Source organism: Flavobacteriales bacterium (assembly GCA_016715895.1).
GTDB lineage: Bacteria > Bacteroidota > Bacteroidia > Flavobacteriales_F > PHOS-HE28 > PHOS-HE28.
In genome coordinates, this window is the sequence record JADJXH010000003.1 from 858636 (window position 1) to 884547 (window position 25912).

Consider the following 25912-nt stretch of genomic DNA (forward strand, 5'->3'; position numbering starts at 1 on the left):
TGGCAGGTGTTCGGTCGTTGTCAGGCCACGGGCTGGCCATCGGGAAGGAGCAGCGTGCGCACCTCGTCGGCCTGGTGCTCCAAGGCCGCCCGGAAGCGTTCCGCATCCTGGGCCGCATCGGCGAAGGCGCTCTGCACCAGCCCGCAATAGTGCCGCATGCCCTCCAGCAGGTTGTCCCGGAAGGTGGTGAGGCGGCGGCGCTGCTTCGCGTTCATCTCACTGGCGCAGCGCTCCAGTTCGCGCTTGTAGTGGTCCACGTAGAGCCCCAGCTCCTTGATGAACATGTGGGGCCGCTCCACCCCCGCCAGCAGGTCGGTGCGCCCATAGATGTGATCCACCATGGTGCGCAGGGACACCACCTTGCTGAAGTAGGCGGTGTTGGGCCCCGGGCAGATGGCCACGGCCTCCAGCTTGTGGTCCGGGGAAAGCCCGGCCTTCAGCAGCGCAGCGGCCCCCAGCCCTTCGCACAGACAATCCTTGTCCATGACGGCCGCCTCTTCGCGGGCCAGCGCGGCGGGATCGGTGAGGGTGGCGCGCAGCTGCTGCAGCTTCAGGTGCTGGTACTGGCGCGAGGCGGTGCAGATGGGCCGCTCGGTGAACTCGGTGTTGCTGCTGAGGAACTCCTTGTAGCACGGGCTGCCCGGCCGTCCCTTGGCGATGCGCGCCAGCCGCTGCTGCTCCGAGCTGCACGGCCTGAAGTTGTGGAAGGGCACGCCCAGCGGCGAGGCGTTGCTGAGGAAGAAGTCCCCGGGGCGTGCGTGGGTGAGCTGGTGCAGGGTGGCCTCGTCCACGTTGGTGGCCTCGGGCACGAGCAGGAAGGGACTGCCCCACCCGGTGCCGTCCACGCCGTAGTGCTCCAGCAGGAAGCGGTCCTCGGCGGCCGTGCCGATGCCGCCCTGCGCGGTGATGCGTTGTTGAGGTAGCTCCTGGAACACTGCCTTGCCCAGCCCCGCCAGCACCTCGTTGCAGGTGGTGTACAGTTCCAGGGCCAGCGCGCTCCGGTGCTCGGCGAAGTCCTGCAGGATCGGCCCCATCAGCAGGCCGTCCGTCGCGAAGGCATGCCCGCCGCAGTTGAGGCCCGATTCGATCCGGAATTCGGACACCCACACGCCCTTCTTCGCCAGCAAGCGCCCCTGCACCTGGGCCGACCGCAGGTCGCTCACCTTGAGGATGACCTTCTTGCGCAGCTTCCCCTCCGCATCGGGCAGGAAGTCGGCGAACTGCGCGATGTAGTTGTAGAGCCTGGGGTTGTAGCCCGCGCTGAGCACCACGGCGGAGCTGAGCGTGCTGTTGGCGAACCCGCGGAAGGCTGCCATGGCATCGCAGAACTCATCGGGCAGGGGCACGCCATCCGGTCCGTGATTCACGGGGTCGATCTTGGCCATGATGTTCACATCGATGGCACCCGGCGTGATGCGCGCCCGCAACGCCTCATCCGCCATCTCGCGCTCGGGGCCCGGTGCCATGGCCATCACTTGGCGGTAGAGTTGCTGCAAGCGTGATCCAGGAGGCAACAGCTCGAAGTACAGGGCGCTCTCCGAACCGGGCGCCAGCGGCGTGGCCCGCACCCGCGCCGTGTTGCGCTCCACCAGCCGCTGCAACAGGTCCAGGTAGGCCGTGATGCGCCTCGCGCGGTGGTCGGGGGAAGGTTTGGGGATGGCCTCGCAGGGCTCGTCGTTCAAGGCCGCGTGGTGCGCACGCATCCGTTCGATGAGCTCGTCCTCGATGATGGATACCACGGACGAGATGCCGAGATGGGCCACCTTCAACGGAGTGTCGATGGTGTAGCCCAGCCCCATGACGGGGATATGGAAGGTGTGGGCAAGTGCTGGATCCCGCATGCAGGTGAGGAGCGGAACGCATCCGTTCGGAACGGACCAACGGCCACGCGTTCAGGACACAAAGGTCCTTTTATGGTCCCGACGCGATCATGACGCATGTCATATTCCGGTTGCAACCCGGATCCGCCGTACCGGGATCGACCGGCCCATTCGTCGCGTCCCCTCCTCACGCGCTGATCCGCATGGTGCGAGCGGCCGTTCACCGATCGGCGGCGGGTGCTCGCCCCGCGGCGGTGCCGGGCCTGATGTGCATCATGTCACCAGGGTACGCCGCCAGGGCATTTTCAGCCTGCGGGCGGGGATCCCGATGGCGGCTGATCGACCAGCACCATGCATGGGTCCACGCGCGCAGAACGATGAGCGACCGCCCCGTGCTCCGCTGGCTCATGCAGCCTCGCAACTGGTGGATCCCCCTGCTGGCCATCTTCCTCGTCAGCGCAGCGGGTGTCACATGGATCGCACGCGAAGCCTATCACGATGCACCGCCCATCGCCGACATGGTCGGGCCGGATGGGAGCGTAGTGATCCGCGGGGAGACGATCCTCGACGGCCAGGAGGTCTTTCTCAAGTACGCTCTGATGGAATATGGCAGTATGTTCGGCGATGGCGCCGGACGCGGGCCTGATCTCACCGCCGAGGCCCTGCACCACACCGCCGCGTACATGCGGGAGCACCACGCCGCCCGGCACACGGCCAAGGAACACGCTCCGCCGGACGAGTTCCAGCAACAGGCCATTGCTGAACGGGTGAAACGCGAGCTGAAGGGATCGGCCTTCGATGCCGCGACGGGGACGGTACCGATCACGGCAGCACAGGCCTCGGCCATCGAGCGCCTGCGTGCCCACACCATCGCTCGCTTCACCGCGCAGGCGAAGGCCGGGTCGTTCCCGCCGCCCGGCTTCATCACCGATACCGTCGAGCTGCGTGCACTGAGCGACTTCTTCTTCTGGGGCGGATGGGTCTGCGCCGCACAACGCCCCGGTGAGAGCTTCAGTTACACGCACAACTGGCCCTATGACAAGGAGGCCGGCAACCTGCCTACCGGTCCTGTGATGTGGTGGAGCGTGATCGGCGTGCTCGGCTTCATCCTCGGACTCGGTGCGGTGCTATATGCCTATGGTCAGTTCGACAGCTTGAACGAGGGAACGCTGGCCGCTGGATCCGGGGAGCGGATGAGCGCCGCGGCCGTACGCGATCACCGACCAAGCGCATTGCAGCGGACCACGTTCAAGTACTTCCTTGCTGCGGCGCTGGTGTTCCTGGTCCAGGTTCTCAGCGGCGCCATCACCATCACCGCCTTCGCCGACTGGCTGCGCGTGGTGGGCATCGATGTCTCAGGGCTGCTGCCGCTGGTGATCGCACGCAGCTGGCATCTGTCGCTCGCCCTGCTCTGGATCAGCGCGTGCTGGATCGGCGTCTCCATCTTCCTCATTCCCATGATCGGCCACGAGACAGCGCGACTGGTCCGCCTCAGCAACACGCTGTTCTGGATGATCATCGTGCTGGTGGCCGGTACGCTCGTGGGCACGTACGCCGGGCCGATGGGGCTGCTGGGGAGGTACTGGTCGCTGCTCGGACATCAAGGCTGGGAGTTCGTGGAGCTGGGCAGGCTGTTCCAGGGATTGCTGCTCGTGGTGCTCACCACCTGGGCGGCGACCCTCTATATCGGCTTCAGGCCGGCGTTCCGGAAAGGCTCGCCATGGGCGCTGCCCAACTGGCTGGTGTACTCCACGGTGTGCATCAGCCTGCTGCTGTTGTCCGGCTTTGTGTCCACCCCGCGCACCAACTTCGTCATCGCCGACCTGTGGCGCTGGGCGGTGGTCCACATGTGGGTCGAGGCCTTCTTTGAGGTGTTCACCACCATCGTGGTGGGCTACCTGATGGTCCGCATGGGCCTGGTGGGACAGGCGGCCGCTGTGCGCGTGGTGTATCTGGCCACGCTGCTGTTCCTCGGCAGCGGGCTGCTCGGCATCTCGCACAACTTCTACTGGAACGCCAAGCCGGTCGGCACCATGGCGCTGGGCAGCGTCTTCTCCACCCTCCAGGTGGTGCCGCTCATCCTGCTCACGCTCGAAGCCTGGCGGTTCAATCGCCTGCGCCGCCTGGTGGCGAACGGCGATGGGCACAGGCCGGCGTTCGGCCAATCGGAGGTCTTTCTCTTCCTGGTGGCGGTGAACTTCTGGAACTTCCTCGGCGCGGGCGTATTCGGCCTGATCATCAATCTGCCCATCGTGAACTACTACGAACACGGCACCTACCTCACCGTGAACCACGGGCATGCGGCGTTGTTCGGCGTGTACGGGAACCTCTCGCTGGCCGGCCTGCTGTTCTGCTGCAAACTCCTGCTGGAACCCGGGGCATGGAACGGCGTGGTCGTACGCCGATCGTTCTGGTCGCTCAACATCGGCCTGATGCTCATGGTGTTCATGGATCTTCTGCCCGCGGGGCTGGTGCAACTGAACGCGGTGCTGGAGAACGGCCTGTGGTTCGCACGTTCCGAGCAGTTCATCACGGGGTCCGTGTTCGAGGGGCTCACGTGGCTCCGAGGCATCGGCGCCACACTCTTCATTGTGGGCGGTGTGTTCCCTCTGGCCTGGGTGGTGGTGCGGGGCGCGCGCCACCTGAAACAAGTGGGGCACGCGCGCACGCCGGAAAGGGCTGTGTCGATCGAGGTGGATTCAACGGGACGCGGTCCGAACGGACCTCAGCACGACACCGGCACTTCCTCCATATAGTGCGCTCCGACGCTGACGGGTTCGCGCATCGCCGCTTCGGTCAAGCTGCGGGCCACCACCAGAAGGTCGCGCAGGTCCATGAGCCCGGGGGACCAGCGCCGGCGATGCCAGATGGGCTGGAGCTGCCGCTCAATGCAACTGATCACACGCAGCACGCTCTCCAGTCCCTTCGCGTTCCGCACGATGCCCGCGTGGGTGGTCATTCCGTGCGTCAGCGCGCCCATGGCGCGGTCCACGATCTCCACCGGGCGCTTGGCGAGCCGGCTGTGCATCACCGTGCACGAGCTGCGGACGGGGTCCACCGTGGATGCCTCCAAGGTGGCCCCGGCGGCGCGCTCGGGGATCACCAGCGCTTCGAGCAGCGAGTTCGAGGCAAGGCGGTCCGCACCGTGAAGGCCGCTGCCGGCGCATTCGCCCAGTGCATAGAGCCCGGCGATCGACGTCCGGCCGCAGTCGTCGGTGCGCAGGCCGCCGCACATGTAGTGCGCTGCAGGCATCACCGGCAACAGGTCGCGGCCAGGCAGGAGCCCGGCATCGCGGCAATGCCTGGCGATGCCCGGGAACTCGTGCGTGAAGCGGTGGATGCCGATGGGGCTGACATCGAGCCACACATGGTCCACGCCCGCACGCACCATCTCGCGGTGGATCGCCCGCGCCACGACATGTCGCGGCGCGAGGTCACCCATGGGGTGTACGCCGGCCATCAGGGGCTGCTTGTCCGCACCGAGCAGCCGTGCACCCGCGCCCCGCACCGCCTCACTGATGAGGTTCACCGTGCCGCGCTTGCCGGTGTACAGCGCGGTGGGATGGAATTGAACGAAGGCCATGTCGCGCGTGCGCGCGCCGGCACGGATGCCCATGGCGATGCCATCGCCCGTGGCGCCCGGTGGATTGGTGGTGTGCTCGTACAACCGCCCCGCTCCCCCGGTCGCCAGCACCACCGCATGCGCGAAGTGATCGGTGAGGTCACCGGTGCACAGGTCCACCGCGCGCACACCGATGCAGCGCCGTTCGGAGCCATCGCCTTCCATGACGAGGTCGATGGCGCGCTGGTCGGGGACCACGGTGATGGTCGGCGTCCCCTTCACACGCTGTTGCAGCACGCGCACGATCTCTTCACCGGTGCGATCACGGTGATGGACCACGCGCGCGGTACTGTGACCACCTTCGCGTGCCAGCTGAAGGGCGCCACCGGGTTCCCGGTCGAAATGGGCACCCAGCCCGATGAGCCCGCGGATCAGGGCGGGACCCTGCTGCACCACGATGCGCACCACGTCCGCATCGTTGCGACCACCGCCCACCACCAGGGTGTCACGCACATGGTCCATGAACGAATCCTCCCGGCGCATCACGGCGGCCACGCCACCTTGTGCGTGGTACGAATTGCTCACCTGCACCGCTGCCTTCGACAGGATGCGGATGCGCACGCTTCGTTCGCCGGCCCGATCCGCCAGTTGGGTCGCGTAGGTCATGCCGGCGATGCCGCCACCCACCACGATCACGTCCAGCGGCGTGCTCATCCCAGTTCGAGCATGCGGCGCAAGGCGCGGTGTGCGCGCAGGCGGACCTCCTCATCGAGCAGGATCTCCGGGGTCTCATGGAGCAGGGCGTCACGCATCTTCCGCAGTGTGTTCAGCTTCATGTAGGGGCACTCGCTGCACGCGCATTCATTGTCGGCGAAGGAGGGCGCCGGGATGAGCGTCTTGTCCGGGACGGCCGCGCGCATGTTGTAGAGGATGCCCGCTTCCGTGGCCACGATGAAGCTGGTGCCCGGGTCGTGCTTCACGAGATCGAGCAGCGAACTGGTACTGCCCACATGGTCGGCCTCGGCCAGGATGTGCGCAGGACATTCGGGGTGAGCGATCAGCTTCGCCTCCGGATGAGCGCCCATCAGCAGTTTCAGCTTGTCGATGCTGATGTTCACGTGCACCTCGCAGGTGCCATCCCACAGCAGCATGTGGCGACCGGTCACGCGTTGCACATAGGCCCCGAGGTGTTTGTCCGGTGCGAAGAGGATGGGTCTGTCCTCGGGGATGCTGTTCACCACGCGCACCGCGTTGCTGCTGGTGCAGATGATGTCGCTCATCGCCTTCACCTCAGCGGAGCAATTGATGTAGCTCACCACCACGTGATCGGGGTGGGCTGCAACGAACGCGCGGAACTTGTGCGCCGGGGCTGAGTCCGCCAGTGAACAGCCGGCCGCCAGGTCGGGCAGCAGCACCTTGCGCTGCGGGTTGAGGATCTTGGCCGTTTCGGCCATGAAGTGTACGCCGCAGAAGAGGATCACCGGTGCGTCCGTGCGCTCGGCCGCCTGGGCAAGCGCAAGGCTGTCGCCGATGTGGTCGGCCAGCTCCTGCACCTCACCGGTCTGGTAGTAGTGGGCCAGCACCACGACGCCCTTGTCCTTCTTCAAGCGCCGGATCTCGTGGATCAAGGCCTCGGGATGGTCCTCCTGTCCACCCGCCGAAGCTGGTTGCCGGTGAAGCGCGACCGGGGTGTTCATTTCCGGACAAATATGTCCGTTCCTCGTTGTCAGGAACATGACGGACGACAGGTAGGCGGGGCCTACCCGCACTTCGTACCGCCGCAGCTTCGGCACTTGAGGCAGCCCTCCTCGTAGTAGAGCCCTTCGGCATCGCCGCATTCCTGGCACTTCCGGCCCCGGGCCTCGGTGCCGTCGGGGATGTAGCGCGCGAGGGCGCGCACCACGCCGTTCTTCCAGGTGTTGAGGGTGGCGTCGTAGAGATGCAGGTTGGCCACCACGTCCACCACCTGGGGCACGGGCATGCCCTGGCGCAGCATGCTGCTGATGAGGATGGCGTAGTTCCAGAACTCGGGGTTGAAGGTGCGGCTGAGGCCCTGCACGGTGACGCGGTAACCCTCGTCGTCGGCGTACTCCAGGTCGTAGCGGTTCTTGCCGAGCTTCTCATCGCGCCGCTTCACCACCCAGCCCTTGGCGACCCACCTGGGCAGCTCGAATCCGCCGTTGGCCATGCCGGTGAAGATCTCGTAGGGCTTGCCGTCCAGCAGGCCCACCACGGCCAGCCAGGGCTCGGTCTCGTTGTGGAACCGCAGCACGTCGGCCTCCAAGGTCTCGGGGCGCGGTGTGTGGTGGGAGGTCGGGTCGCCCCCCTGGGTCGACGCTGCGGCGTCCTTGGTCTCCGAGGTGGATACCAGCACGCCGCTGCGGCTGCCGTCGCGGTACACGGTGATGCCCTTCAGCCCGTGGTGCCAGGCCTCCAGGTAGATGCCGCCCACCTCGTCCACCGTGGCGGTGCCGGGCAGGTTGATGGTGCTGCTGATGCTGTGGGTGGTGTACTTCTGCACCACGGCCTGCATGCGGATGCGCTTGTGCCAGTCGATGTCGTTGGCGGTGGCACCGGCGTAGGGGCTTTCGGCGGGATCGCTCTTGGCGGTGGCCTGCATCCAGTCCAGCACGCGGGGATGGTGCACGGTGAATTCCTCCCACTGGTCGCCCAGGTCGTCGGTGAAGGTGACCTTGGCGTTGGGGTCACCGGGCACCACCTTGCGGCGGCGCGTGTAGCCGAGCATGTACACGGGCTCGATGCCGCTGCTGGTGCGCGTGAGCAGGCTGAGGGTGCCGGTGGGCGCCACGGTGCTGAGGCTGATGTTGCGGCGGCCGTGGCGCATCATGCGGTCGTGCACATCGGGCAGCTCGCGCTCCATCATGGCGGTGAATTCGCTCGTGCGTTCCACGGCGGGCGCGAAACCGGCGAAGGCGCCGCGCTCGATGGCCATGTCGATGCTGCTGTCGAACTCCGCGCGGCACTTCGTCCTCAGGATGTCCTCGGCGGCGGTGATGGCGGCGTCACTGTCATACTTCAGGTTGAGGCCGGCGAGGGCATCGGCGAGGCCTGTGAAGCCCAGGCCCGTGCGGCGGCCCTTCCGCCCGGTGTCGCGCAGCAGCTCCCAGGTCTCCCGTTCGGTGCGCTTCAGTTCGTCGGGCTCGGGGTCGGCGTTCACCTTGGCCAGGATGCGGTCCACGGCCTCCAGTTCCAGGTCCACCAGGTCGTCCATGAGGCGCTGCGCCTCATAGGTGACGGCCGCGAAACGTTCGTGATCGAACCAGGCCTTGGGCGTGAAGGGTTCGTTGACGAAGCTGTAGAGGTTGATGGCGATGAGGCGGCAGCTGTCCCCGCCCTGCATGGCGATCTCGCTGCAGGGGTTGGTGCTCTCGTTGCGGAAGCCGGGATACACGCTGCTTGTGCTGTACCGGTGCTGGCGGTCCCAGAAGATCACGCCTGGCTCGGCGGTGGCATGGGCGCAGGAGATGAGCGTGATCCACAGCTCGCGCGCCTTCACCACCTTGGTCACCACCGGCTTCCTGCCGCCCGCCTCCGCACCAGGCTTCGGCAGGGCGCTGTCGATAGGCCAGCGCAGGGTGAAGTCGGCATCGGCCTCCACGGCCTTGAGGAACTCGTCGCTCACGCGCACGCTCACGTTCGCACCGGTCACCTTCGCGAGGTCCTGCTTGATGGTGATGAACTGCTCGATGTCCGGATGCGCGATGTCCATGGTGAGCATCAGTGCGCCCCTCCTGCCCTTCTGGGCCACTTCGCGCGTGGTGTTGCTGAAGCGCTCCATGAAGCTGACGGCGCCGGTGCTCGTGCGGGCCGCGTTGCTCACGGGCGCACCGGCCGGACGCAGCGTGCTGAGGTCGAAGCCCACGCCGCAGCGGCGCTTGAAGAGCTGGGCGAGCTGTTGGTCGTTATGGAAGATGCCTCCGTAACTGTCCAGCGGCGAGGGGATCACCACGCAGTTGCTCAGCGAGGCCAGGCGGTAGGGGTCGCCCAGCGAGGCCATCACGCTGCCCTGCGGCACCACGTCGCGGAAACCGTCGAAGAGCTGGAAGATGCGCTCCTCGTCCAACGCCGCGCGCTCCTTGCCGTAGGCGGAGAGCAGGGCGCGCTTCTCGGCCGGAACCTGCGCGTACCGTGCCTCGATGCGTGCGAATTCACGGGCCATCCGCCGGTGCATGTCGGTCGGCGAGGCTTCCACCAGGTGTCCTTCGGCGTCGCGCAGGGCGTACTTGTTCATCCATGTGGTGGCCGCGAGCTCATCACCTCTGAAATAGGCACGTGCGCGCGTCAGCACCTCCTCGGCGGTGTAGGGTCCGGTCTGATCGGGAAGGGTCACGGCGGGGGGGGACAAGGTGGCGGTGATCGATGGCATGGAGCGGTGGGATGAGGGCGGCAAAACTCACGGCGGTGGCGTGCCTCCGGACTGATGCGCATCATCCACGAACGATCGATCTTCAACACGGTTGTGAACGATCCAAGGTAAGGCCGAACGGCGGGCCATGAACGACATGAGCGCCCTTGCGGGGCGCCCATGCCGACTTTCACCAACACACCTGCGCGAGGTGGCGCTGATGCTCGCTCAACCGGGGAGCAGCACCTTGTCGATCACGTGGATGATGCCGTTGCTCGTGGGCACACTGGCCACCACGGTGGCATCATTGATCATGAGCTTGCCGTCCTTGTTGGAGATCGTGGCGTTCTTGAGGTTCACCATGTTCAACACCTTGCCGTCAGTGAGCTGCTCGGCCTTCAGGACGCCCACCCACACGTGGTACTCCAGGATGTTCTGCAGGTCGGCCTTCTTCTCGGGCTTCAACAGGCCCTCGACCGTTCCGGCGGGAAGCGCGTCGAACGCGGCGTTCACCGGAGCGAAGACGGTGAACGGACCGGCGTTGCTCAGCACGTCCACATACTCGGCGGCCTTCACCGCCGCCACAAGGGTGCTGTGGTCCTTGGAACCGACCGCAACGGCCACGATGTTCTTCTGGGATTGCTCATCCACGACGGTGGACTGCCCACCTCCAGGGGCTGCCGTTGTGCTCGTGGTGGGGGTACCTGATCCAGCGGTCGATCCGCCGCAGGCGGTGATCAACGAAGTGGCCATGAAGGCCATCACGGTGTGGGACAGAAGGGAGCGGGTCATGGTCCTGGTTTTGGTGTCGGACAAACTTGTCCTTTTCGGGCCGCATGGGAACTGATGGAAGTCCGGGATCGGTCTGATCCTCGTCATCCGGTCGGGCGGATCACAGGTCCTTGCGGCGGAAGACGCGGAAGGCCGCGAGCGTGGGCCAGGCGATCCAGAGCACCATGAGGGAGAGGGCCAGGGCGATGCCGGGCCCGGAGCCCAGAAGGTCCTTGTAGACCGCACCGCTGTAGCCCAGCATGGCGGCCAGGTCCACCTGGATGGTGACGGCGATGCGTGCCAGGTCGATGGGGTTCAAGGCCGCCACGGGAAGCACGAACGGCTCGATGGGGCGGTCGCTGAAGGCGAAGAGGAGGGCCATGAGCAGGGCGTCGTACACCAGCACCAGGCACGCCCAGGTGGCCAGGGCCACGCCCACCCCGCGCGCCTTGTCACGGTTCACCAGGGCCACGAGCGTGCCCAGTGCCATGAACACCCAGGCGAGCAGCACGGCGGAGGCCAGCAGCACCATGGCGGTGGCCCCGGCCGCATGTGCGGTGAGCGGCAGGCCGAGCCCGAAAAGCAAGGCCACCAGGAAGGCCAGGCCCAGCGCCGCCATGCGTCCGCCCAGGATCGCCCCGCGCCCGATGGGTTGTACGGCCAGCAATTGGGTGAACTCCTGCGTCCCGTAGGTATAGACCACCGTGAACACCAGGCTCACCAACGGGATCAGGGCCAGCATCACCTGCACCAGGCTCAGCAACGCCTTCACGGCATCGGCCTCCACCAGGAACAGCCCTTCGGCCACCACGAAGAGCAGGGCAGCGAAGGCCAGCACGGAGCGGTTGCGCGCCAGGTCCACCAGGGTATAGTAGAGCACCTTGCCCATGGTCACGATGATGGAGCGAGCATGCGGGGGAGCGCCGCCGCCAGCCGGTCCGCGCCGGTGCGGGTCAAGACTTCGCGCAGGGGCAGCAGAAAGCGGAGCGACCCGTCCTGCAGGTAGGCGATGCGGTCGGCCAGGGCCTCCACCTCCTCCAGCAGGTGCGAGGTGATGAGCACGGTGCCCCCGCGTTCCCTCACCTTCGCGGCCTGCTCCAGCACCGTGCGCGCGCTCAGGGGATCGAGCCCTGCGGTGGGTTCGTCCATCACCAGGATGTCCGGAGAGGAGCGGAAGGCGAGCACCGCGCTCACCTTCTGCATGGTGCCACCGGAAAGGGTGCCCAACCGCTTGTCGAGCTGGGGCGCCAGGCCGAGGTCCTCCACGAGGCCATCGTCCGTGTCTCCGGAGGCCAGGCCGCGCACGTCGCGCATCATGTCGAGCAGCTGGCCGATGGTGAGCGACGGCGGGAACTGGGAGATCTGCGGCATGTAGCCGATGGAGCGGCGGTATCCGGGATCCGGGCCGATGACCGTCCCGTTCACCCGGATGGTACCGGTGGTGGGCTTCACTAGGCCCAGCAAGCACTTGATCAGGGTGGTCTTGCCCGAGCCGTTCGGCCCGATCACCATCACCACCTCGCCGGTGCGGAACGACGCATCCACTTCCTTCAGCGCCCAGAGCGCGCGGTAGCGCTTGCCCACACCGGTGAAGGTGACGTTATCCATGCGGGGGGCGCATCAGGGGCCGGTCGTCCTTCAGGGCGGCGGGCGAAAGGGAGGGGATCACGCGCTCGGCACGGTCCAGCAGGGTGACGAACAGGCTGCGGGAGAACACGATGGCGTACGGGACGCGCTCCACGAGCAGGGCGAAGAAACCGACCGGCCGGTAGGGCACATCGCCATGGCCGTCGCGGTCCAGGTCGTAGCCCAGATGCCGGTCCCAGTAATTGGCCACGATGGTGTTCAGCATCAGGTCGCCGTTGGTGCTCACGTCGAAGGTGTTCCCCGAGAACGTGTTGCCGGTGAAGGAACAACCCGTGGCGTTGGCGAACAGCCGCAGGGCCCAACCGTTCGTGCGGAATGTGTTGCCCTCGGCCCGGATGCGGTTGCAGCCGTCCACCAGCAGGCCGGTGGTGTTGTCCATGAAGGTGTTGTCCTTCAGTTCCCCATCGTTGATCTCCTTCAGCAGCAGCCCGTAGGCGCTGGCCCCGCGGTTGTGCAGGAACCGGTTGCCCGTCATGCCGATGTGGTGGCTGAACATCACGGCCACCCCGGCGCCGTTGTCGAGGAAGACGTTGCGCGCATAGGTATCGCGGTGGCTGAACATGAAGTGCAGTCCATAGCGCACGTTGCCCCGGCACAGGTTGTCCTCGATGCGCGAGTCGGTGACGAACTCGAAGTAGATGCCATCGCGATGGTCGCGCACGCTGTTGCGGCGGATGGTGGCCTCGCTGCACTTCCACAGGTGGATGCCGTTGCCCATCTGCCCCTCGCCCACCACCATTCCCTGCACCACGTTGCCTTCCACGACGGCCCCGCGCACCCCGCTGAGGTAGATCGCGAAGAAGCAGTCCTCCAACCGGTTGGCCCGGAGGATCGGCCGGGCCGCACCGTTCACCTTGATGCCGGCGTTGTCGTGCAGGCTGCTGATGCGGGTTCCGCGGATGGTGAGGCCCTGGAGCGTGACATCGGGCGCGGTGATCACCACCACCTCCCCCGCCCCGCCCCCGTCGATGACGGCACCGGGCCGACCGAGCAGGCACAGGGAACGATCGATGAGCACGGTGCCCTCGTTCACCACACCGTCCAGCACGATGGTATCGCCCGCGGCGGCGCGGGCCACGAGCGCCGCCAGCGTGCCCTCACCGCCACGATGCAGGTGGACGCGGGCGAACGCCGGTAGCGACCACAGGACCAGCAGACAGAGGATGGACCGTGGCGCCATGAGCTATTCGGCCAGACGTTGCTGTGCGGTGGACCAGTCCCAGGCCTCGCCACCGGAGACCGCGATGGCCGAATCACGCTCAGCGGCGGTGGCGAAGGCGGCCACATCCCCGCGCATCGGGCTGCGGAAGGCGTCGCCGTGGGCGTAGTGCGCCGTGGTGGCGTCGATGAGCCGGCCGGGCCGCACGATGTCGCTCACGTACCAGGACTTCACCTGGGATGCGGCGATCGCGCCCCCGCTCACGTGGGGCACCATGCACTCCGGTCCGTCAAAGGTGTACTGCCGCCCCCCCTTGGTGATCAGTGCGGCGGCGAAGCGCGCGTCCACGACGTTCATTCGGCAGTGCGCGCATTCCACGCGGCCCAGGTCGATGGTGGGTGCTTCCGGGGCGCAGGCCCCAAGGACCAACGGGAGGAGGAACAACGGAACCCGGCGGGCCTTCATGCGCGGACCGCGGCGCGATGGGAACGTCGCCATTCGAGGACAAAGATGATCGTGGCGATCGCGCTGGTGAAGAAGAGCGCCCATCCGCCCACGTCCGGAGTGCTCCACGCATCGAAGTTGAGCAGCTGCTTGTGGCCGATCAGCGGGGGTTGGTAGGCCATGCCCTCCACCTTGATGGCGGCCCGTGGATCAAGCTCGTGCCCGTATTTGTAGCCCCATGCGTACATGTCCCACACCGCCCAGATGATGAAGGCGGCGATGGCGAAGAGCCAGCTGAGCAGCACGGCGCGCCGGCCGATGAGGGCGGTGACCAGGCCCCAGGCCATCAGCAGGTAGAACGCATAGCGCATGATCTCGAACTCCGGGAACATCTCGTTCTTGATGTGCGCCATCCCGATGTAGTGGTTCAGTCCGTTGATCTTGTCGATGTCGCCGGCGAAGCGGTCGTGGAAGATCTGCAGATAGAGGCCCTCCGGGTACTGGGGCGCGCCCAGGTCGATGCGCCAGATGGGCATCACCAGATTGATGCCGAGGGCGAGGGCGGCCAGGGCAAGGAGCACGCGTGAAACGGGATGGAGGCGCATGGTTCGGCTGGAAATGGACCGCGCCACCCTTCCAGGCACCGCAGTGGACGGTGATGGAAGGGTGGCGCTGGTCATGGCGTTCTGATCAGACCCCGGCGTCGACCGACACGGTCTCGCCTTTCAGCGGCACCGTGCTGTTGGCCGGCGACACCCGGACGTAGCCCTGCATCTCCTGGTGGAGGGCCGAGCAGAAGTCCGTGCAGTACATGGGCCACACGCCCACGCGGGTCGGGATCCACTTCAGCGTCTGGGTCTCACCGGGCATCACCAGCAGTTCGGCATTGGCGGCACCCTTGATGGCGAAGCCGTGCGGCACGTCCCAATCCTGCTCCAGGTTCGTCACGTGGAAGTACACCTCATCGCCCAGCTTCACGCCCTCGATGTTGTCCGGCGCGAAGTGCGAGCGGATGGTGGTCATCCACACGTGCACCTCCTTGCCGCGGCGCTCCACCTTGGTCTCCTTCTCGCCCTTGGCCACGAAGGGGTGCTTGTTCTCCTCGATCTTGAAGAACTTCACTTCGCGCGGCTTCACCAGGTCGGCCGGGATGGCTTGTGCGTAGTGGGGCTCACCCGTGGTGGGGAAGTCGAGCAGCAGTTCCATCTTGTCACCATCGATGCTGTAGAGCTGGGCGCTCTGCGTCAACTCGGGGCCGGTGGGCAGGTAGCGGTCCTTCGTGATCTTGTTGTAGGCGACCACGTACTTGCCCCAGGGCTTCTTGCTGTCGCCTCCGGGCACCATCAGGTGGCCGATGCTGTAGTAGGTGGGCACACGGTCCACCACCTCCAGTTTCTCCACGTTCCACTTGACGATCTCGCTGCTCACGAAGAAGCTGGTGTAGGCATTGCCGTTCGCGTCGAACTCGGTGTGCAGGGGGCCGAGGCCCGGCTTCTTCACCTCGCCATGCAGCACGCTCTCGTATTTCAGCACGGGGATGCCGGCGAAGTCGCCCTCCACATCATTGGCGGCGATGGCCTTCTGGATCTTCTCGAAGCTGAACACGGGGATGAGGGCGGCCAGTTTGCCGCTGCCCACGATGTACTTGCCGGTGGGGTCCACGTCACAGCCGTGCGGGCTCTTGGGGCAGGGCATGAAGTAGAGCAGCCCCGGATGGTCCTTGGGATCAAGCTGCAGCACATCCTCGTGCACCGTCGTCTCGGCGCTGTGCGTCTCCTCGTTCCACCAGTTGCTGTAGTGCTTGCCGGGCACGCGCGTGCCCTTGCCGTCCTTGGCCAGTTGCTCGGCCAGTTTCCAGTTCACGGCCATGATGAAGTCCTTGTCGCGCTGGCTGGCGTTCACCTCCAACAGGCTGTAGGCCTGCTCGGTGTTGTAGCAGCTGAAGAAGAACCAGCCTTCGCTGGGGCCTTTGCCGGCGTGGCTCAGGTCGAAGTTCACGCCCGGGGTGGCGATCTGGAACGCGATGCTCATCCTGCCCGTCCCGGGATCGGGGTGGATGAAGCTGACGTTGCCCTTGAAGTTCTCCTTGTAGGTGCTGATGGATACGTCCCGTGCGGCATCGTCGCCCATGGGTACGCTGAAACGCGTGCCGGCCACCACGTACTCGCTGTTGCCCGTGGTGAATGGGGAGCTGTGGTTGCCCGCGCTGTTGGGGATCTCGATGATGCTCTTCGTGCGGAAGGTGCCGAGGTCCACCAGGGCGATGCGCGGCGTGTTGTTGCCGTTGATGAAGCACCATTTGCCATCGGGCACGCCGTCGGTCTGCGAGAGCTCGGGGTGGTGGCTGTCATCCCAGGGGATGAAGCCGGAACTGGTCATCAGCATGCCCTTGGTCTCCTCACTGTAACCGTAGCCGCTCTCGGGATCCACGCTGAAGACGGGCACCTCGCGGAGCAGACGACCGCTGGGCAGGCCATACACGGCCAATTGGCCACTGAAGCCGCCGCTCACGAAGTTGTAGAACTCATCGTGGGTACCGGGCTTCACATAGACCTTGGCGGCGGCGTCGCCCGTCACCACCGTCTGCGTGGTGGTGGGGCGGCAGCCGGGCAGTGAATTGACCAGGACGAACGCAAGCCCGGCCAGGGTCAGCGTTCCGGTGGTGAGCATCAGGGGGCGTTTCATGGGAACTGGTTGTGGTGGATGGTCGATCAAAGGGTGCGCATGAACTCAAGGACCTGCCGGGCCTCCTCCATGCTGAGGTTCTGATTGGGCATGCGCACCAGGCATTCCTCCAACTGCCTCTGCGCTTCGGGGTCCTCGGCCAGCATGGCGTCGGTGTTCACGATCATGTTCATGATCCATTCCGGCTTGCGCCGCGTGGTGATGCCCTTCCAACCCGGTCCCACCACCCGGTTCTCGCCCATGCTATGACAGGCCTGGCATTTGACGTCGTAGGTGGTCTTACCCTGCTCGGCCATGCCGGCGTCGATGTCGCCCAGCGTCACATCGGCTTCCGTCAACAGCTTGGCCTTGGAACCTGCCCCGCCTCCTGCGCTCTCCTTCTCGAGCGTGGGGGCACCCGGCGGACCGGCGCTCGGTGCATCGTTGCCGCCGCCACAGGCGGCCGTCAGGCTCAGGACCATCACGGCGATGGCGATCTTCTTCGTGCTCGTGCTCATGTTCAGATGTTCGTTGCGGGTTGACAAATCTCAACGGACAAATCTATCCGTTACATGATATTCGTCACTCGGAACGCTGACCTCCATCGCTCCTTTCGCGAACCCGCCCATGGACCACACCCGACGCTGGTACCGCATCGCCCTGGCCGACCTGCTGGTGGCCGCCCTGATCGGCTGCGTGCTGCGCGCCATCTACCTAGTGGAGATCCCCTTCGTGCGCTTCAAGCCGCTGCTGCACGCCCACTCGCATGTGGCGCTCCTGGGCTGGGTCTTCATCGGGCTGATGGTCTTCCTGCTGGATGATGCTCCGGATGCGCGGACGTTGCGCAGGCGGCGCGTGCTCCTCTGGTGCGTGCAGGCCACGGTGCTCGGCATGCTGTTCAGCTTTCCCGTGCAGGGCTACGGACCGGTCTCCATCACGGCCTCCGCGCTGCACATGATCATGAGCTACCTGCTTGTCCGGGAGGCCTGGACGGCCACGCTCGACTGGTCCGCGGCGGGGAGCCGCATGCTGGCGCGGCTGGCCCTGGGCGGCTTCGTGCTGTCCACCGTCGGGGTCTGGGCCATCGGCCCCCTGCTCGCGGCCGGGCTGTTCGGCACGGAGGCCTACTACTGGAGCATCCAGTTCTTCCTGCACTTCCAGTTCAACGGGTGGGCCTGGTTCGCCGCGCTGGCGCTGTGGTCGCGCTGGGCCGAGCAGCAGGGATCGCCCACCCCGCTCGATCCCTTCACCGTGCGCCTGTGGGTGGTGTCCACCATGCTGAGCTTCGCCCTGGCCATCGCCTGGAGCGAGCGGCACTGGACCATCATCGCCGTCAACTCCGCGGCCGTGCTGTTGCAGCTGTGGGCCGGCTGGCGCACGGGCAATGCCATCCACCGGGCGCAGGCGCTGCTGATGGACCGCGCACCGCTGTGGGCCTGGCGCTGCGTCACCTACGCGCTCATCGTCATGGGCATCAAGGTGATGATGCAGGCCGCGGTGGCGTTCCCGCCGGTGGCCATCATGGCCTTCACCATCCGCAACTACGTCATCGGCTTCATCCACCTCAACATGCTCGGGGCCATCACCCTGATGCTCTTCGCCATGGCCCTGCTGCGGGGCTGGTTCACCTCCACGGCCGTGCCGGTGCGCATCGGGCTGTCGCTGTTCACCTCGGGGCTCGTGCTCACCGAAGCGTTGCTCTTCCTGCAGGGCACGCTGTTCTGGGCGGGCCTTGGCATGCTGCCCGGCTACCATGCCACGCTGCTCGGCTTCAGCCTGCTGCTCCCGGCGGGCATCGCGGTGTTGTTGGCGCACCGCGGCCCGCGCGCGCGGGCCTGAGCACGCACGGGCCTACTTTTGCCGCCCTTCGCGCCATGGCCCACGCCCATTCCTTCACCGTGGACCCCGCCCGCCTCGATGGTGCGGTGGGCGAGCCGCTGTTCGCGGCGGTGGCGGCGGAGGCCGCCGCGCGGTCCATCCCCGCCTTCGCCATCGGCGGATACGTGCGCGACCGGCTCATCGGCAGGCCCTGCAAGGACATCGACTTCGTGGTGGAGGGCGATGGCATCGCCTTCGCGCAGCAGGTGGCGCGCCGGATCGGGGCGGGCGATGTGCATGTGTTCAGGAACTTCGGCACGGCCATGTTCATGTACGGCGAGCTCCAGGTGGAGTTCGTGGGCGCCCGGCGCGAGAGCTACCGACGCGACAGCCGCAAGCCCGAGGTGGAGCCCGGCACCATCAAGGACGATCAGGAGCGGCGCGACTTCACCATCAACGCGCTCGCCATCTCCTTGAACGCCGGCAGCATGGGTGCGCTCGTGGACCCCTTCGGCGGGCTGCTGCATCTGGACCAGGGGCTGATCCGCACCCCGCTCGACCCCGACATCACCTTCAGCGACGATCCATTGCGGATGCTGCGAGCCGTGCGCTTCGCCAACCAGCTGGGCTTCACCATCGACCCCGGGACCTTCGCGGCGATCGGGCGCAACGCGCAACGGCTGGAGATCATCAGCGCGGAGCGCATCCACACGGAGCTCAACAAGATCCTGGGCTGCGACAGGCCCAGCATCGGCTTCAACCTGATGCGCGACAGCGGGCTCCTGCAGCAGTTCTTCCCGGAGTTCGTGGCCCTCAGCGGCGCCGAGGAGAAGTACGGCATCGGCCACAAGGACAACTTCCACCACACCCTGCAGGTGCTGGACAACGTGTGCGCCGTGAGCGACGACCTGTGGCTGCGCTGGGGAGCGGTGCTGCACGACATCGCCAAACCCCTCACCAAGCGCTTCGTGCCCGGCCTGGGCTGGACCTTTCACGGCCACGAGGACAAGGGCGCGCGCATGGTGCCCAAGATCTTCCGCCGACTGAAGCTTCCTCTGGACGACAAGATGAAGTTCGTGCAGAAGCTCGTCGCGCTGCACCTGCGCCCGATCGCGCTCACCAAGGAGGAAGTGACCGACAGCGCGGTGCGCCGCCTGCTCTTCGACGCCGGTGACGACATCGACGCGCTGATGATCCTGTGCCGCGCCGACATCACCAGCAAGAACGAACGGAAGAAGGAGCGCTACCTGCGCAACTACGAGCTGGTGATGCGCAAGCTGGCCGATGTGGAGGAGAAGGACCGAGTGCGCAACTTCCAGCCACCGGTCACCGGCGAGGACATCATGCGGGCCTTCGGGATCCCGCCCTGCAAGCTCATCGGTGACATCAAGACCGTGATCAAGGACGCGATCCTCGACGGCGTGATCGCCAACGACCGTGCACAGGCCTGGGCGTTGATGCTGGAGGAGGGACGCCGGCTCGGGCTCAGCGCCACCGCCGCGGCGACCGGACCTTCCGAGGACTAGGGAAGCTGCTCGTTGCGCACCGCCGTGGGCACCGCACCGCCGATGGATTGAAGCAGCCGGTCGCGGTCGTTGGCTGCGCCCGCATACCGCACGAGCCCGTCCAGGGTGGCATCCTCGGGCCAGTAGCCGGCGACGGTCGCGGTGGGCACCACGCCACCTATGCGCACCAGCATCGCATCCCTGTCATTCTGTGCACCGGTATACCTCAATTGCGTATCGCGCACGGCGTTCCCGCACCACAACAGGGCCTTCCCATCGCGCAGCCGGCGGGCGTCCGCACCGAAGGCGGCAAGCTGCGGATCGGAGAGGTCCACGGGAACCGGTTCCCGGGTCAGGGCGATGCCGGTGGCCATGCATGCGCCGAGGTGGTTGCGATGGCGCACAGCGATGCGGTAGCCGCCCGGTGCGGCGGCGAACGCGGGTGTGCCACCGTCCGGCGCCACGACGTCGCCATCCCGTTGCACCAGACCGTTCGCCGTGGCCAGCACCGTGCTCCCGGTGGCCGCATCACGCAGCTCCAGGAAGACCCAGTCCACCACCGCGTCGGGTCCGACCACGGCGAGGAGCGCCGGGTCGAGGGACTGCCCCGCACCACCGCCCACATGCACGAAACCTGCGGCCGAGTTCGGTTCCACCGCTGGGATCAGGCCCTGCGCGCGGAGGGCATCGTCCATCAGGTCGGTCACCTCGTCGTACGGTCCATCGAGCAGCGCACGCACCTGGGCCCGCACCGCGATCGGGGGGCAGTCCGTGAAGACGCTCTGCGCGGTGATCCGGGGCGACAGCGCGAGCGAGTCGGCGAACGCGTCACCGGCCGCGGGATCATCCTTCAGGTAGCGCTTCAACCAGAGCAGGGCCAGGTCCTGGGCGGCGTCCTGCTGCTGGGCCCGCGTAAGGCTGCCCGGTCCGCCGCACGTGGTCTCGCCGAAGCTGCAGTTGAAGTTGCTGTTGGCGAAGAAGCAATGTCCACCGCCGGTGATGCTCACGTAGGCCTTGCAGGCCGAGGCGCTGGCCGTGTACATGGGCAGCTGGTTCGAGGATGGCGGGGTCACACAGTCCTCGCTGCCGGCGAATACCAGGGTGGGCACGGTGACCGCACCCGCCGCGGCGATGGCGGAGGGGTTGGTCTCCGCCGGAGCGAAGTTCACCACCGTGGTCACCACGCTGGAGCCGGAGGCGCCCAGGAACGATGCCCCGCCACCCATGCTGTGGCCCAGGAGGGCCGAGGTCGGGAACACCCGGCCGAAAAAGGGTGAACCGGGATCGTCATCGAGCTGCTGCATCGCACCGATCACGAAGGCCAGGTCGAGCCCGAAGTTGCCATGGCTGGGCAGGAACCCTCCTTCGGTGGTGGGCAGCACCAGGATGAAGCCCTCCGGCACGAAGGCATCGCGGAAGTTGCCATAGGCGCCCACGGTCATCACGAAGCCATGGCCGAAGGCCAGCACCGGGAAGCGGCCCGCGGCAACGGGCGTGTTGGCCCCTGCCGCGGTGGCCGGGTAGTACACATCGCATGGGATCTGGCGCCCCCCGCGTGTGGGATCGGTGAAGGTGAGTGAGCGCGAGCCGATGGCGAAGGGCTGGGCGACCAGCAGCGCCGGCAGCAGCAGCGCGAGGGTCGGGAGCAGGCGAAGCAGGTGGTGCATGGGACGGATGGAACTGCAACTTATGGCGAACAGCGGCGGCCTGTCCACGGTTCGCGCAATGCGGTAGCTTCGTCGCTTCATTCCCGCCATGCGCATCTACCGTTTCCGCGTGCTACTCGACGATGCCAGCGAGGCCTTTCGCGACATCGAGATCGGCAGCGAGCAGGACTTCCGGCAGCTCCATGAGGCCATCAAGCAGGCCTTCGGGTTCACCGGAAGTGAGATGGCGTGCTTCTATGTGAGCGACGAGGAATGGAACAAGGGGGCCGAGATCCCGCTGGCCGACCTGGGCTTCGCCGAGGAGGGAACACCGCCGCCGGCCCTGATGGACCAGGTGACCATCAGCGACCACATGCGCAGCACCCGCCAGCGCTTCCTCTACGTGTACGACTTCCTGCACATGTGGGTCTTCATGGTGGAGCTGATCGGCGCCCATGCCCCGGAGAAGGGTGCTGAGTACCCGCGTGTGGTGCTGAGCTTCGGCACGCCACCGGCGGAGAACAGCCGCATGGACGCAGCGCTGCTGCCCCCCGAGGAGGACGACAGCTATGCGGAGGACACCGCCGAGGTGTACGACCCGGACGAGGACATGGGCTTCGTGGACGATGAGGACCTGGGCCCTGGCGGCGAGGACGATGGGCTGAGCGGACACGAGCCGCTGCCCGACGAATACCACTGATGGTCCGGCGAACGCTCGTCGTGGTGGGCGGGCCCACGGCCTCGGGCAAGACGGCGCTGGCCGCCCGGCTCGCCGCGCACCTGGGCACCGAGGTGATCAGCGCGGACGCCCGGCAGTTCTATCGGGCGATGCGCATCGGCACGGCGCGGCCCACCGGAGCGGAGCTGATGGGCGTGCCGCATCACTTCCTGGGGCACCTTGAACTGGAGACCACCTGGAGCGCCGGCCACTTCGCGAGGGCCGCGGAGCCCGTGCTGCAGCGCATCCTGGGGGAGCATGGCCGCGCGGTGCTCGTGGGCGGCAGCGGCCTTTACATCGACGCGGTGGTCACAGGGCTCGATCCGCTTCCCGAGGCCGACGAAGCGCTGCGGAGCCGGTTGCGCGAACGGCTGCAACATGAAGGCTTGGCGGCGCTGGTGCAACATCTCGGGCGGCTCGACGCGGCCACCGCGGCACGCATCGACACGCGGAACCCGCAGCGCGTGCTCCGCGCCCTGGAGGTGTGCCTGGTGACCGGCCGTCCCTACAGCGCGCAGCGCCGCGCACCCCTACAGCGCACCGACATGGACATCGTGCGCGTGGCGCTTCACCCGGCGCGCCCGGTGCTCTATGCCCGCATCAACACCCGGGTGGACGCCATGATGGCCGCGGGACTGATGGACGAAGCGCGGGCCCTGCTCCCGCACCGGCACCTCAACGCCCTGAACACCGTGGGCTACAAGGAACTGTTCCAGCATCTGGACGGGGCGATCCCCCGCGAACGGGCCGTGGAGCTCATCAAGCAGCACACGCGCAACTACGCCAAGCGCCAGCTCACCTGGCTGCGCCGCGAGCCCCGTTGGCATCGCGTGGACCCCGGGGATGGCAGCGACGCGCTGGAACAGGTCCTGCGGCTCCTCCCCTGATCATGGTATGGGGCCCGGCACCTGCCGGACCTAGTTTTGGCGCCCATCTCCGCATCGATGCCGAAGCACATGTCCGTCCTGCTGAACAGTTGGCCCATCCTCCTCCTGCTGCTTCCGCTCGTGCGTTGCTCCGATGGAGGATCCACCGGGAACGAGGCCTCGCGCCAAGTGAACGTGTACAGCCACAGGCACTACGACACGGACAAGGCCCTGTTCGACGCCTTCACCCGGGCCACCGGCATCGAGGTGAACCTGGTGCTGGCCGATGACAACGAGGTGCTGGCACGGCTGGAGCGCGAGGGCGAGCGCAGCCCGTGCGACCTGCTGATCACCAGTGACGCGGGGCGGCTGGGGCAGGCCCGGATGCGCGGCCTCCTGCGTCCGGTGCGCTCCGCGCTCCTCGACAGTGTGGTGCCGGCGGCGCTGCGCGATCCCGAAGGGCATTGGTACGGGCTGACGATGCGGGCGCGCGTGCTGGCCTACAACAGGAACAAGGTGCGTGCGGAGGAACTGCCCACCTACCAGGCGCTGACGGCCCCGCAGTGGAAGGGGCGGCTGCTGGCCCGCTCGTCGGAGAACCTGTACAACCAGAGCCTGATGGCGGCCTTCGTGGCCCACTACGGCCCGGACAGCGCGCAGGCGTGGGCCCGCGGCGTGGCGGCCAACTTCGCCCGCGATCCGAAGGGGGGTGACACCGACCAGCTGCTGGCGTTGGCCGAGGGCATCGGCGATGTGGCCCTTGCCAACAGCTACTACATCGGCAAGCTGATGAGCGGCGACGAGCCGGAACGGGCCAGGGCCCGCGAAGTGATCGCCGTGGCCCTGCCGACGATGGGCGGTTCGGGCACCCACGTGAACGTGAGCGGTGCCGGTGTGGCCAGGCACGCACGGCACGAGGCCGAGGCCATCGCCCTGCTGGAGTTCCTGTTGGGTGCCGAAGCCCAGCGCGCCTTCGCCGAGGGCAACAAGGAGTATCCCGTGCGCCGCGGTGTGGCGGTGGACCCGGTGCTGGAGTCCTTCGGCACGCTCACCCCCGACACGCTCGATCTGGCGCAGTTGGGCCTGAACAACGCCACGGCCGTGAAGCTGCTGCAGGCCGCCGGCTGGCGCTGAGCCATGGCCACCCGTCGGAGCTTGGGCGCACGCGGCATCGCACCTGGTGCGGCCGTGCTGCTCGCCCTGCCGGTGCTGGCTCCGTTGCTGGTCGTGCTCACCGCGCCCTGGCACGCCAGGGCCGTGGAGTGGCCCCATGTGTGGCGCACGATCATCCCCGCGCATACCAGCGAGACCCTGCTCCTCCTGGGCGGCACGGTGTTCCTGGCCACGGCACTGGGCACCGGCTGCGCCTGGCTGGTGGCCGCCTTCGACTTCCCGGGGCGGCGGATCTTCCGATGGGCCCTGGTGCTGCCGCTGACCGTGCCCACCTACATCGGTGCGATCACCTACGCCGCCCTGCTGGGCCCCACCGGCAGCATCAGCCTCCAGGTGCATGCCGCCACCGGTTGGCGTCCCGACATCGTCGATCTGCCCGGGCTGTGCGTCGTGCTCGGCCTGGTGCTCTACCCCTATGTCTACCTCCCGGCCCGTGCGGTGTTCTCCGGCGGCCTGCGCGATGCGCTGGACGCCGCACGGCTGCTGGGCGCGCGCGGGGTTCGACGGTTCCGCGCCGTGGCGCTGCCCCTGGCACGACCGGCCATCGCCGGCGGCGCGCTGCTGGTGGCCATGGAGACGCTGAACGACTACGGTGCGGTGAAGTTCTACGGCATCCGCACCCTGACCACGGCCATTTTCCAGAGCTGGGGCGGACTCTACGACCTGGGCAGCGCGCTGCGGATCGGCGGGCTGCTGCTGGGGCTGGTGGCCCTGCTGCTGCTGCTGGAGCGCCGCAGCCGCCGCCATCGGAGACAGGCCACCGAAGACCCCGCGCTTCAGCGCACGCCCCTCCGCGGCGCACGGGGCAGCGCGGCCGCCACCGCCTGTGGACTGGTGCTCGGGCTCGGCTTCGTGCTGCCTGCGGTCAAGCTGCTGGGCGATGCGTGGTCCGTGCTTCCCCGCTGGGAGGCCGCCACCGACCTGCTGGCCCTGGGCCGCACCGTGGGCGTGGCCGGTGCGGCGGCGGCCGCCACCCTGCTGCTGGCCCTGCTGCTGAGCTTCGCCTGGCGCCATGGCCGCGGTCCCTGGGTGCAGGCGCTGGTGCAGGCCTCCGGGCTGGGCTACGCCATCCCCGGCGCGGTGATCGCCGTGGGCGTGATGACCGCGGCCGGCGGGTTGGACCGGGCGCTGGGGCTGCCGTTCACCCTGATCGGCAGCATCGGTGTCCTGGTCTACGCGTTCGCCGTGCGCTTCCTGGCCGTGGCCCTTCACCCCGTGCAGGGCGGCCTGGCCCGTCAATCCATCGCACAGGACGAAGCGGCGCGGATGCTGGGCGCCTCCCCCGTGCGCACCTACCTGCGCATCAACCTCCCCGCCCTGCGGCCGGTGATGCTCGCCGCGCTCGTGCTGGTGGCCATCGACGTCATCAAGGAACTGCCGCTCACGCTCATCCTGCGCCCCTTCGACTTCGACACCTTGAGCACCCGCGTGTTCGAACAGGCGCGCATCGAAGCGATGGAGGCCGCGGCGCCTCCGGCCCTGCTCATCGTGCTCTGCGGGTTGGTGCCCGTGCTGGTGCTGGACCGCCTGGCGGAACGACGGGCGCAGGCTTGATCACCGCGTGCACGCCCGCACCACCATCACCAGCAGGCAGCCCAGGAAGAGCAGGATGCTGATGCGGTTGATGCCGTGCATGAAGCGCAGGTTCAGGTTGCCCTCGCTGCGCCCGAACAGCGTGGCCGGGTTGAGGTAGTAGGCGATGCGCTTCCAGAACATGGCGTGAAGGTAGGTGCTGGAGCAACGGACGAAGGAC

The 25912-nt window shown here is 67.2% G+C and carries 21 protein-coding genes; 7 read left to right on the forward strand and 14 right to left on the reverse strand.

Annotated elements, in window-relative coordinates; translation table 11 throughout:
• Positions 1-20: 20 nt before the first annotated feature.
• On the reverse strand, positions 21-1799 hold the full coding sequence (locus tag IPM49_03970; GenBank protein ID MBK9273681.1) for a hypothetical protein: 1779 nt from the start codon (positions 1797-1799) through the stop codon (positions 21-23).
• Positions 1800-2197: 398 nt separating this feature from the next.
• On the opposite strand from IPM49_03970, the gene IPM49_03975 reads away from it, so the two are divergent.
• Positions 2198-4576 (forward strand): cbb3-type cytochrome c oxidase subunit I, encoded by a 2379-nt coding sequence (locus IPM49_03975; protein ID MBK9273682.1) that lies wholly within the window; start codon positions 2198-2200, stop codon positions 4574-4576.
• Here the strand turns inward: IPM49_03975 and nadB are convergent.
• The 11 genes from nadB to IPM49_04030 all read right to left on the reverse strand — a co-directional run bounded on the left by nadB (position 4546) and on the right by IPM49_04030 (position 16951).
• Positions 4546-6096, reverse strand: coding sequence for an L-aspartate oxidase (gene nadB / locus IPM49_03980; GenBank protein MBK9273683.1), 1551 nt, complete (start codon positions 6094-6096; stop codon positions 4546-4548). The genes IPM49_03975 and nadB overlap by 31 nt on opposite strands.
• Entirely contained in the window at positions 6093-7079 is a 987-nt protein-coding gene (nadA, locus tag IPM49_03985) for a quinolinate synthase NadA (protein ID MBK9273684.1), read from the reverse strand. The genes nadB and nadA overlap by 4 nt, the downstream gene beginning before the upstream one ends.
• 62 nt (positions 7080-7141) lie before the next feature.
• Positions 7142-9769, reverse strand: coding sequence for an adenosylcobalamin-dependent ribonucleoside-diphosphate reductase (locus IPM49_03990; GenBank protein MBK9273685.1), 2628 nt, complete (start codon positions 9767-9769; stop codon positions 7142-7144).
• A 207-nt stretch (positions 9770-9976) separates the two neighbouring features.
• Positions 9977-10510, reverse strand: coding sequence for a fasciclin domain-containing protein (locus IPM49_03995; protein ID MBK9273686.1), 534 nt, complete (start codon positions 10508-10510; stop codon positions 9977-9979).
• Positions 10511-10640: 130 nt separating this feature from the next.
• Positions 10641-11408, reverse strand: coding sequence for an ABC transporter permease subunit (locus IPM49_04000; protein ID MBK9273687.1), 768 nt, complete (start codon positions 11406-11408; stop codon positions 10641-10643).
• Positions 11409-11410: 2 nt separating this feature from the next.
• Positions 11411-12127, reverse strand: coding sequence for an ABC transporter ATP-binding protein (locus IPM49_04005; protein MBK9273688.1), 717 nt, complete (start codon positions 12125-12127; stop codon positions 11411-11413).
• A complete protein-coding gene (locus IPM49_04010) occupies positions 12120-13346 on the reverse strand; it encodes a nitrous oxide reductase family maturation protein NosD (protein ID MBK9273689.1) in 1227 nt (408 codons plus the stop codon). The genes IPM49_04005 and IPM49_04010 overlap by 8 nt, the downstream gene beginning before the upstream one ends.
• A 3-nt stretch (positions 13347-13349) precedes the next feature.
• Positions 13350-13790, reverse strand: a complete 441-nt coding sequence (locus IPM49_04015) for a nitrous oxide reductase accessory protein NosL (GenBank protein ID MBK9273690.1) — start codon at positions 13788-13790, stop codon at positions 13350-13352.
• Positions 13787-14374: a hypothetical protein gene (locus IPM49_04020; GenBank protein MBK9273691.1), complete on the reverse strand. Its 588-nt coding sequence runs from the start codon at positions 14372-14374 to the stop codon at positions 13787-13789. Before IPM49_04020 ends, IPM49_04015 begins: the two co-directional genes overlap by 4 nt.
• 85 nt (positions 14375-14459) lie before the next feature.
• Positions 14460-16454 (reverse strand): Sec-dependent nitrous-oxide reductase, encoded by a 1995-nt coding sequence (gene nosZ / locus IPM49_04025; protein MBK9273692.1) that lies wholly within the window; start codon positions 16452-16454, stop codon positions 14460-14462.
• A gap of 26 nt (positions 16455-16480) precedes the next feature.
• On the reverse strand, positions 16481-16951 hold the full coding sequence (locus tag IPM49_04030; GenBank protein MBK9273693.1) for a cytochrome c: 471 nt from the start codon (positions 16949-16951) through the stop codon (positions 16481-16483).
• Positions 16952-17060: 109 nt separating this feature from the next.
• Here IPM49_04030 and IPM49_04035 point away from each other — a divergent pair, with 109 nt between their 5' ends.
• Together IPM49_04035 and IPM49_04040 are read left to right on the forward strand one after the other, a co-directional pair.
• Complete coding sequence (locus IPM49_04035; GenBank protein MBK9273694.1) at positions 17061-18272, forward strand: hypothetical protein; 1212 nt, start codon at positions 17061-17063, stop codon at positions 18270-18272.
• Positions 18273-18307: 35 nt separating this feature from the next.
• On the forward strand, positions 18308-19777 hold the full coding sequence (locus tag IPM49_04040) for an HD domain-containing protein (protein MBK9273695.1): 1470 nt from the start codon (positions 18308-18310) through the stop codon (positions 19775-19777).
• Here the strand turns inward: IPM49_04040 and IPM49_04045 are convergent.
• Positions 19774-21423, reverse strand: a complete 1650-nt coding sequence (locus IPM49_04045; GenBank protein MBK9273696.1) for a dienelactone hydrolase family protein — start codon at positions 21421-21423, stop codon at positions 19774-19776. The genes IPM49_04040 and IPM49_04045 overlap by 4 nt on opposite strands.
• An 88-nt stretch (positions 21424-21511) precedes the next feature.
• Between IPM49_04045 and IPM49_04050 the strand changes: the two genes are divergently transcribed.
• The 4 genes from IPM49_04050 to IPM49_04065 are packed head-to-tail and all read left to right on the forward strand — an operon-like array spanning position 21512 to position 25713.
• On the forward strand, positions 21512-22102 hold the full coding sequence (locus tag IPM49_04050) for a hypothetical protein (protein MBK9273697.1): 591 nt from the start codon (positions 21512-21514) through the stop codon (positions 22100-22102).
• Positions 22102-23007, forward strand: coding sequence for a tRNA (adenosine(37)-N6)-dimethylallyltransferase MiaA (miaA, locus tag IPM49_04055; GenBank protein ID MBK9273698.1), 906 nt, complete (start codon positions 22102-22104; stop codon positions 23005-23007). The genes IPM49_04050 and miaA overlap by 1 nt, the downstream gene beginning before the upstream one ends.
• Positions 23008-23064: 57 nt before the next feature.
• Positions 23065-24120, forward strand: coding sequence for a Fe(3+) ABC transporter substrate-binding protein (locus IPM49_04060; protein ID MBK9273699.1), 1056 nt, complete (start codon positions 23065-23067; stop codon positions 24118-24120).
• 3 nt (positions 24121-24123) lie between these two features.
• The gene (locus IPM49_04065) at positions 24124-25713 is read left to right on the forward strand and encodes an iron ABC transporter permease (GenBank protein MBK9273700.1); all 1590 of its coding nucleotides are present in this window, start codon (positions 24124-24126) and stop codon (positions 25711-25713) included.
• Here the strand turns inward: IPM49_04065 and IPM49_04070 are convergent, their stop codons facing one another.
• Positions 25714-25875, reverse strand: coding sequence for a hypothetical protein (locus tag IPM49_04070; protein ID MBK9273701.1), 162 nt, complete (start codon positions 25873-25875; stop codon positions 25714-25716). It abuts the gene before it with no gap.
• Between the last annotated feature and the right edge of the window lie 37 nt (positions 25876-25912).

Coding starts and splice junctions, on each gene's coding strand:
- IPM49_03970 (MBK9273681.1), bottom strand. CDS start 1,799: ATGGGGCTGGGCTACACCATCGACACTCCGTTGAAGGTGGCCCATCTC.
- IPM49_03975 (MBK9273682.1), top strand. CDS start 2,198: ATGAGCGACCGCCCCGTGCTCCGCTGGCTCATGCAGCCTCGCAACTGG.
- nadB (MBK9273683.1), bottom strand. CDS start 6,096: ATGAGCACGCCGCTGGACGTGATCGTGGTGGGTGGCGGCATCGCCGGC.
- nadA (MBK9273684.1), bottom strand. CDS start 7,079: ATGAACACCCCGGTCGCGCTTCACCGGCAACCAGCTTCGGCGGGTGGA.
- IPM49_03990 (MBK9273685.1), bottom strand. CDS start 9,769: ATGCCATCGATCACCGCCACCTTGTCCCCCCCCGCCGTGACCCTTCCC.
- IPM49_03995 (MBK9273686.1), bottom strand. CDS start 10,510: ATGGCCTTCATGGCCACTTCGTTGATCACCGCCTGCGGCGGATCGACC.
- IPM49_04000 (MBK9273687.1), bottom strand. CDS start 11,408: ATGGGCAAGGTGCTCTACTATACCCTGGTGGACCTGGCGCGCAACCGC.
- IPM49_04005 (MBK9273688.1), bottom strand. CDS start 12,127: ATGGATAACGTCACCTTCACCGGTGTGGGCAAGCGCTACCGCGCGCTC.
- IPM49_04010 (MBK9273689.1), bottom strand. CDS start 13,346: ATGGCGCCACGGTCCATCCTCTGTCTGCTGGTCCTGTGGTCGCTACCG.
- IPM49_04015 (MBK9273690.1), bottom strand. CDS start 13,790: ATGAAGGCCCGCCGGGTTCCGTTGTTCCTCCTCCCGTTGGTCCTTGGG.
- IPM49_04020 (MBK9273691.1), bottom strand. CDS start 14,374: ATGCGCCTCCATCCCGTTTCACGCGTGCTCCTTGCCCTGGCCGCCCTC.
- nosZ (MBK9273692.1), bottom strand. CDS start 16,454: ATGAAACGCCCCCTGATGCTCACCACCGGAACGCTGACCCTGGCCGGG.
- IPM49_04030 (MBK9273693.1), bottom strand. CDS start 16,951: ATGAGCACGAGCACGAAGAAGATCGCCATCGCCGTGATGGTCCTGAGC.
- IPM49_04035 (MBK9273694.1), top strand. CDS start 17,061: ATGGACCACACCCGACGCTGGTACCGCATCGCCCTGGCCGACCTGCTG.
- IPM49_04040 (MBK9273695.1), top strand. CDS start 18,308: ATGGCCCACGCCCATTCCTTCACCGTGGACCCCGCCCGCCTCGATGGT.
- IPM49_04045 (MBK9273696.1), bottom strand. CDS start 21,423: ATGCACCACCTGCTTCGCCTGCTCCCGACCCTCGCGCTGCTGCTGCCG.
- IPM49_04050 (MBK9273697.1), top strand. CDS start 21,512: ATGCGCATCTACCGTTTCCGCGTGCTACTCGACGATGCCAGCGAGGCC.
- miaA (MBK9273698.1), top strand. CDS start 22,102: ATGGTCCGGCGAACGCTCGTCGTGGTGGGCGGGCCCACGGCCTCGGGC.
- IPM49_04060 (MBK9273699.1), top strand. CDS start 23,065: ATGCCGAAGCACATGTCCGTCCTGCTGAACAGTTGGCCCATCCTCCTC.
- IPM49_04065 (MBK9273700.1), top strand. CDS start 24,124: ATGGCCACCCGTCGGAGCTTGGGCGCACGCGGCATCGCACCTGGTGCG.
- IPM49_04070 (MBK9273701.1), bottom strand. CDS start 25,875: ATGTTCTGGAAGCGCATCGCCTACTACCTCAACCCGGCCACGCTGTTC.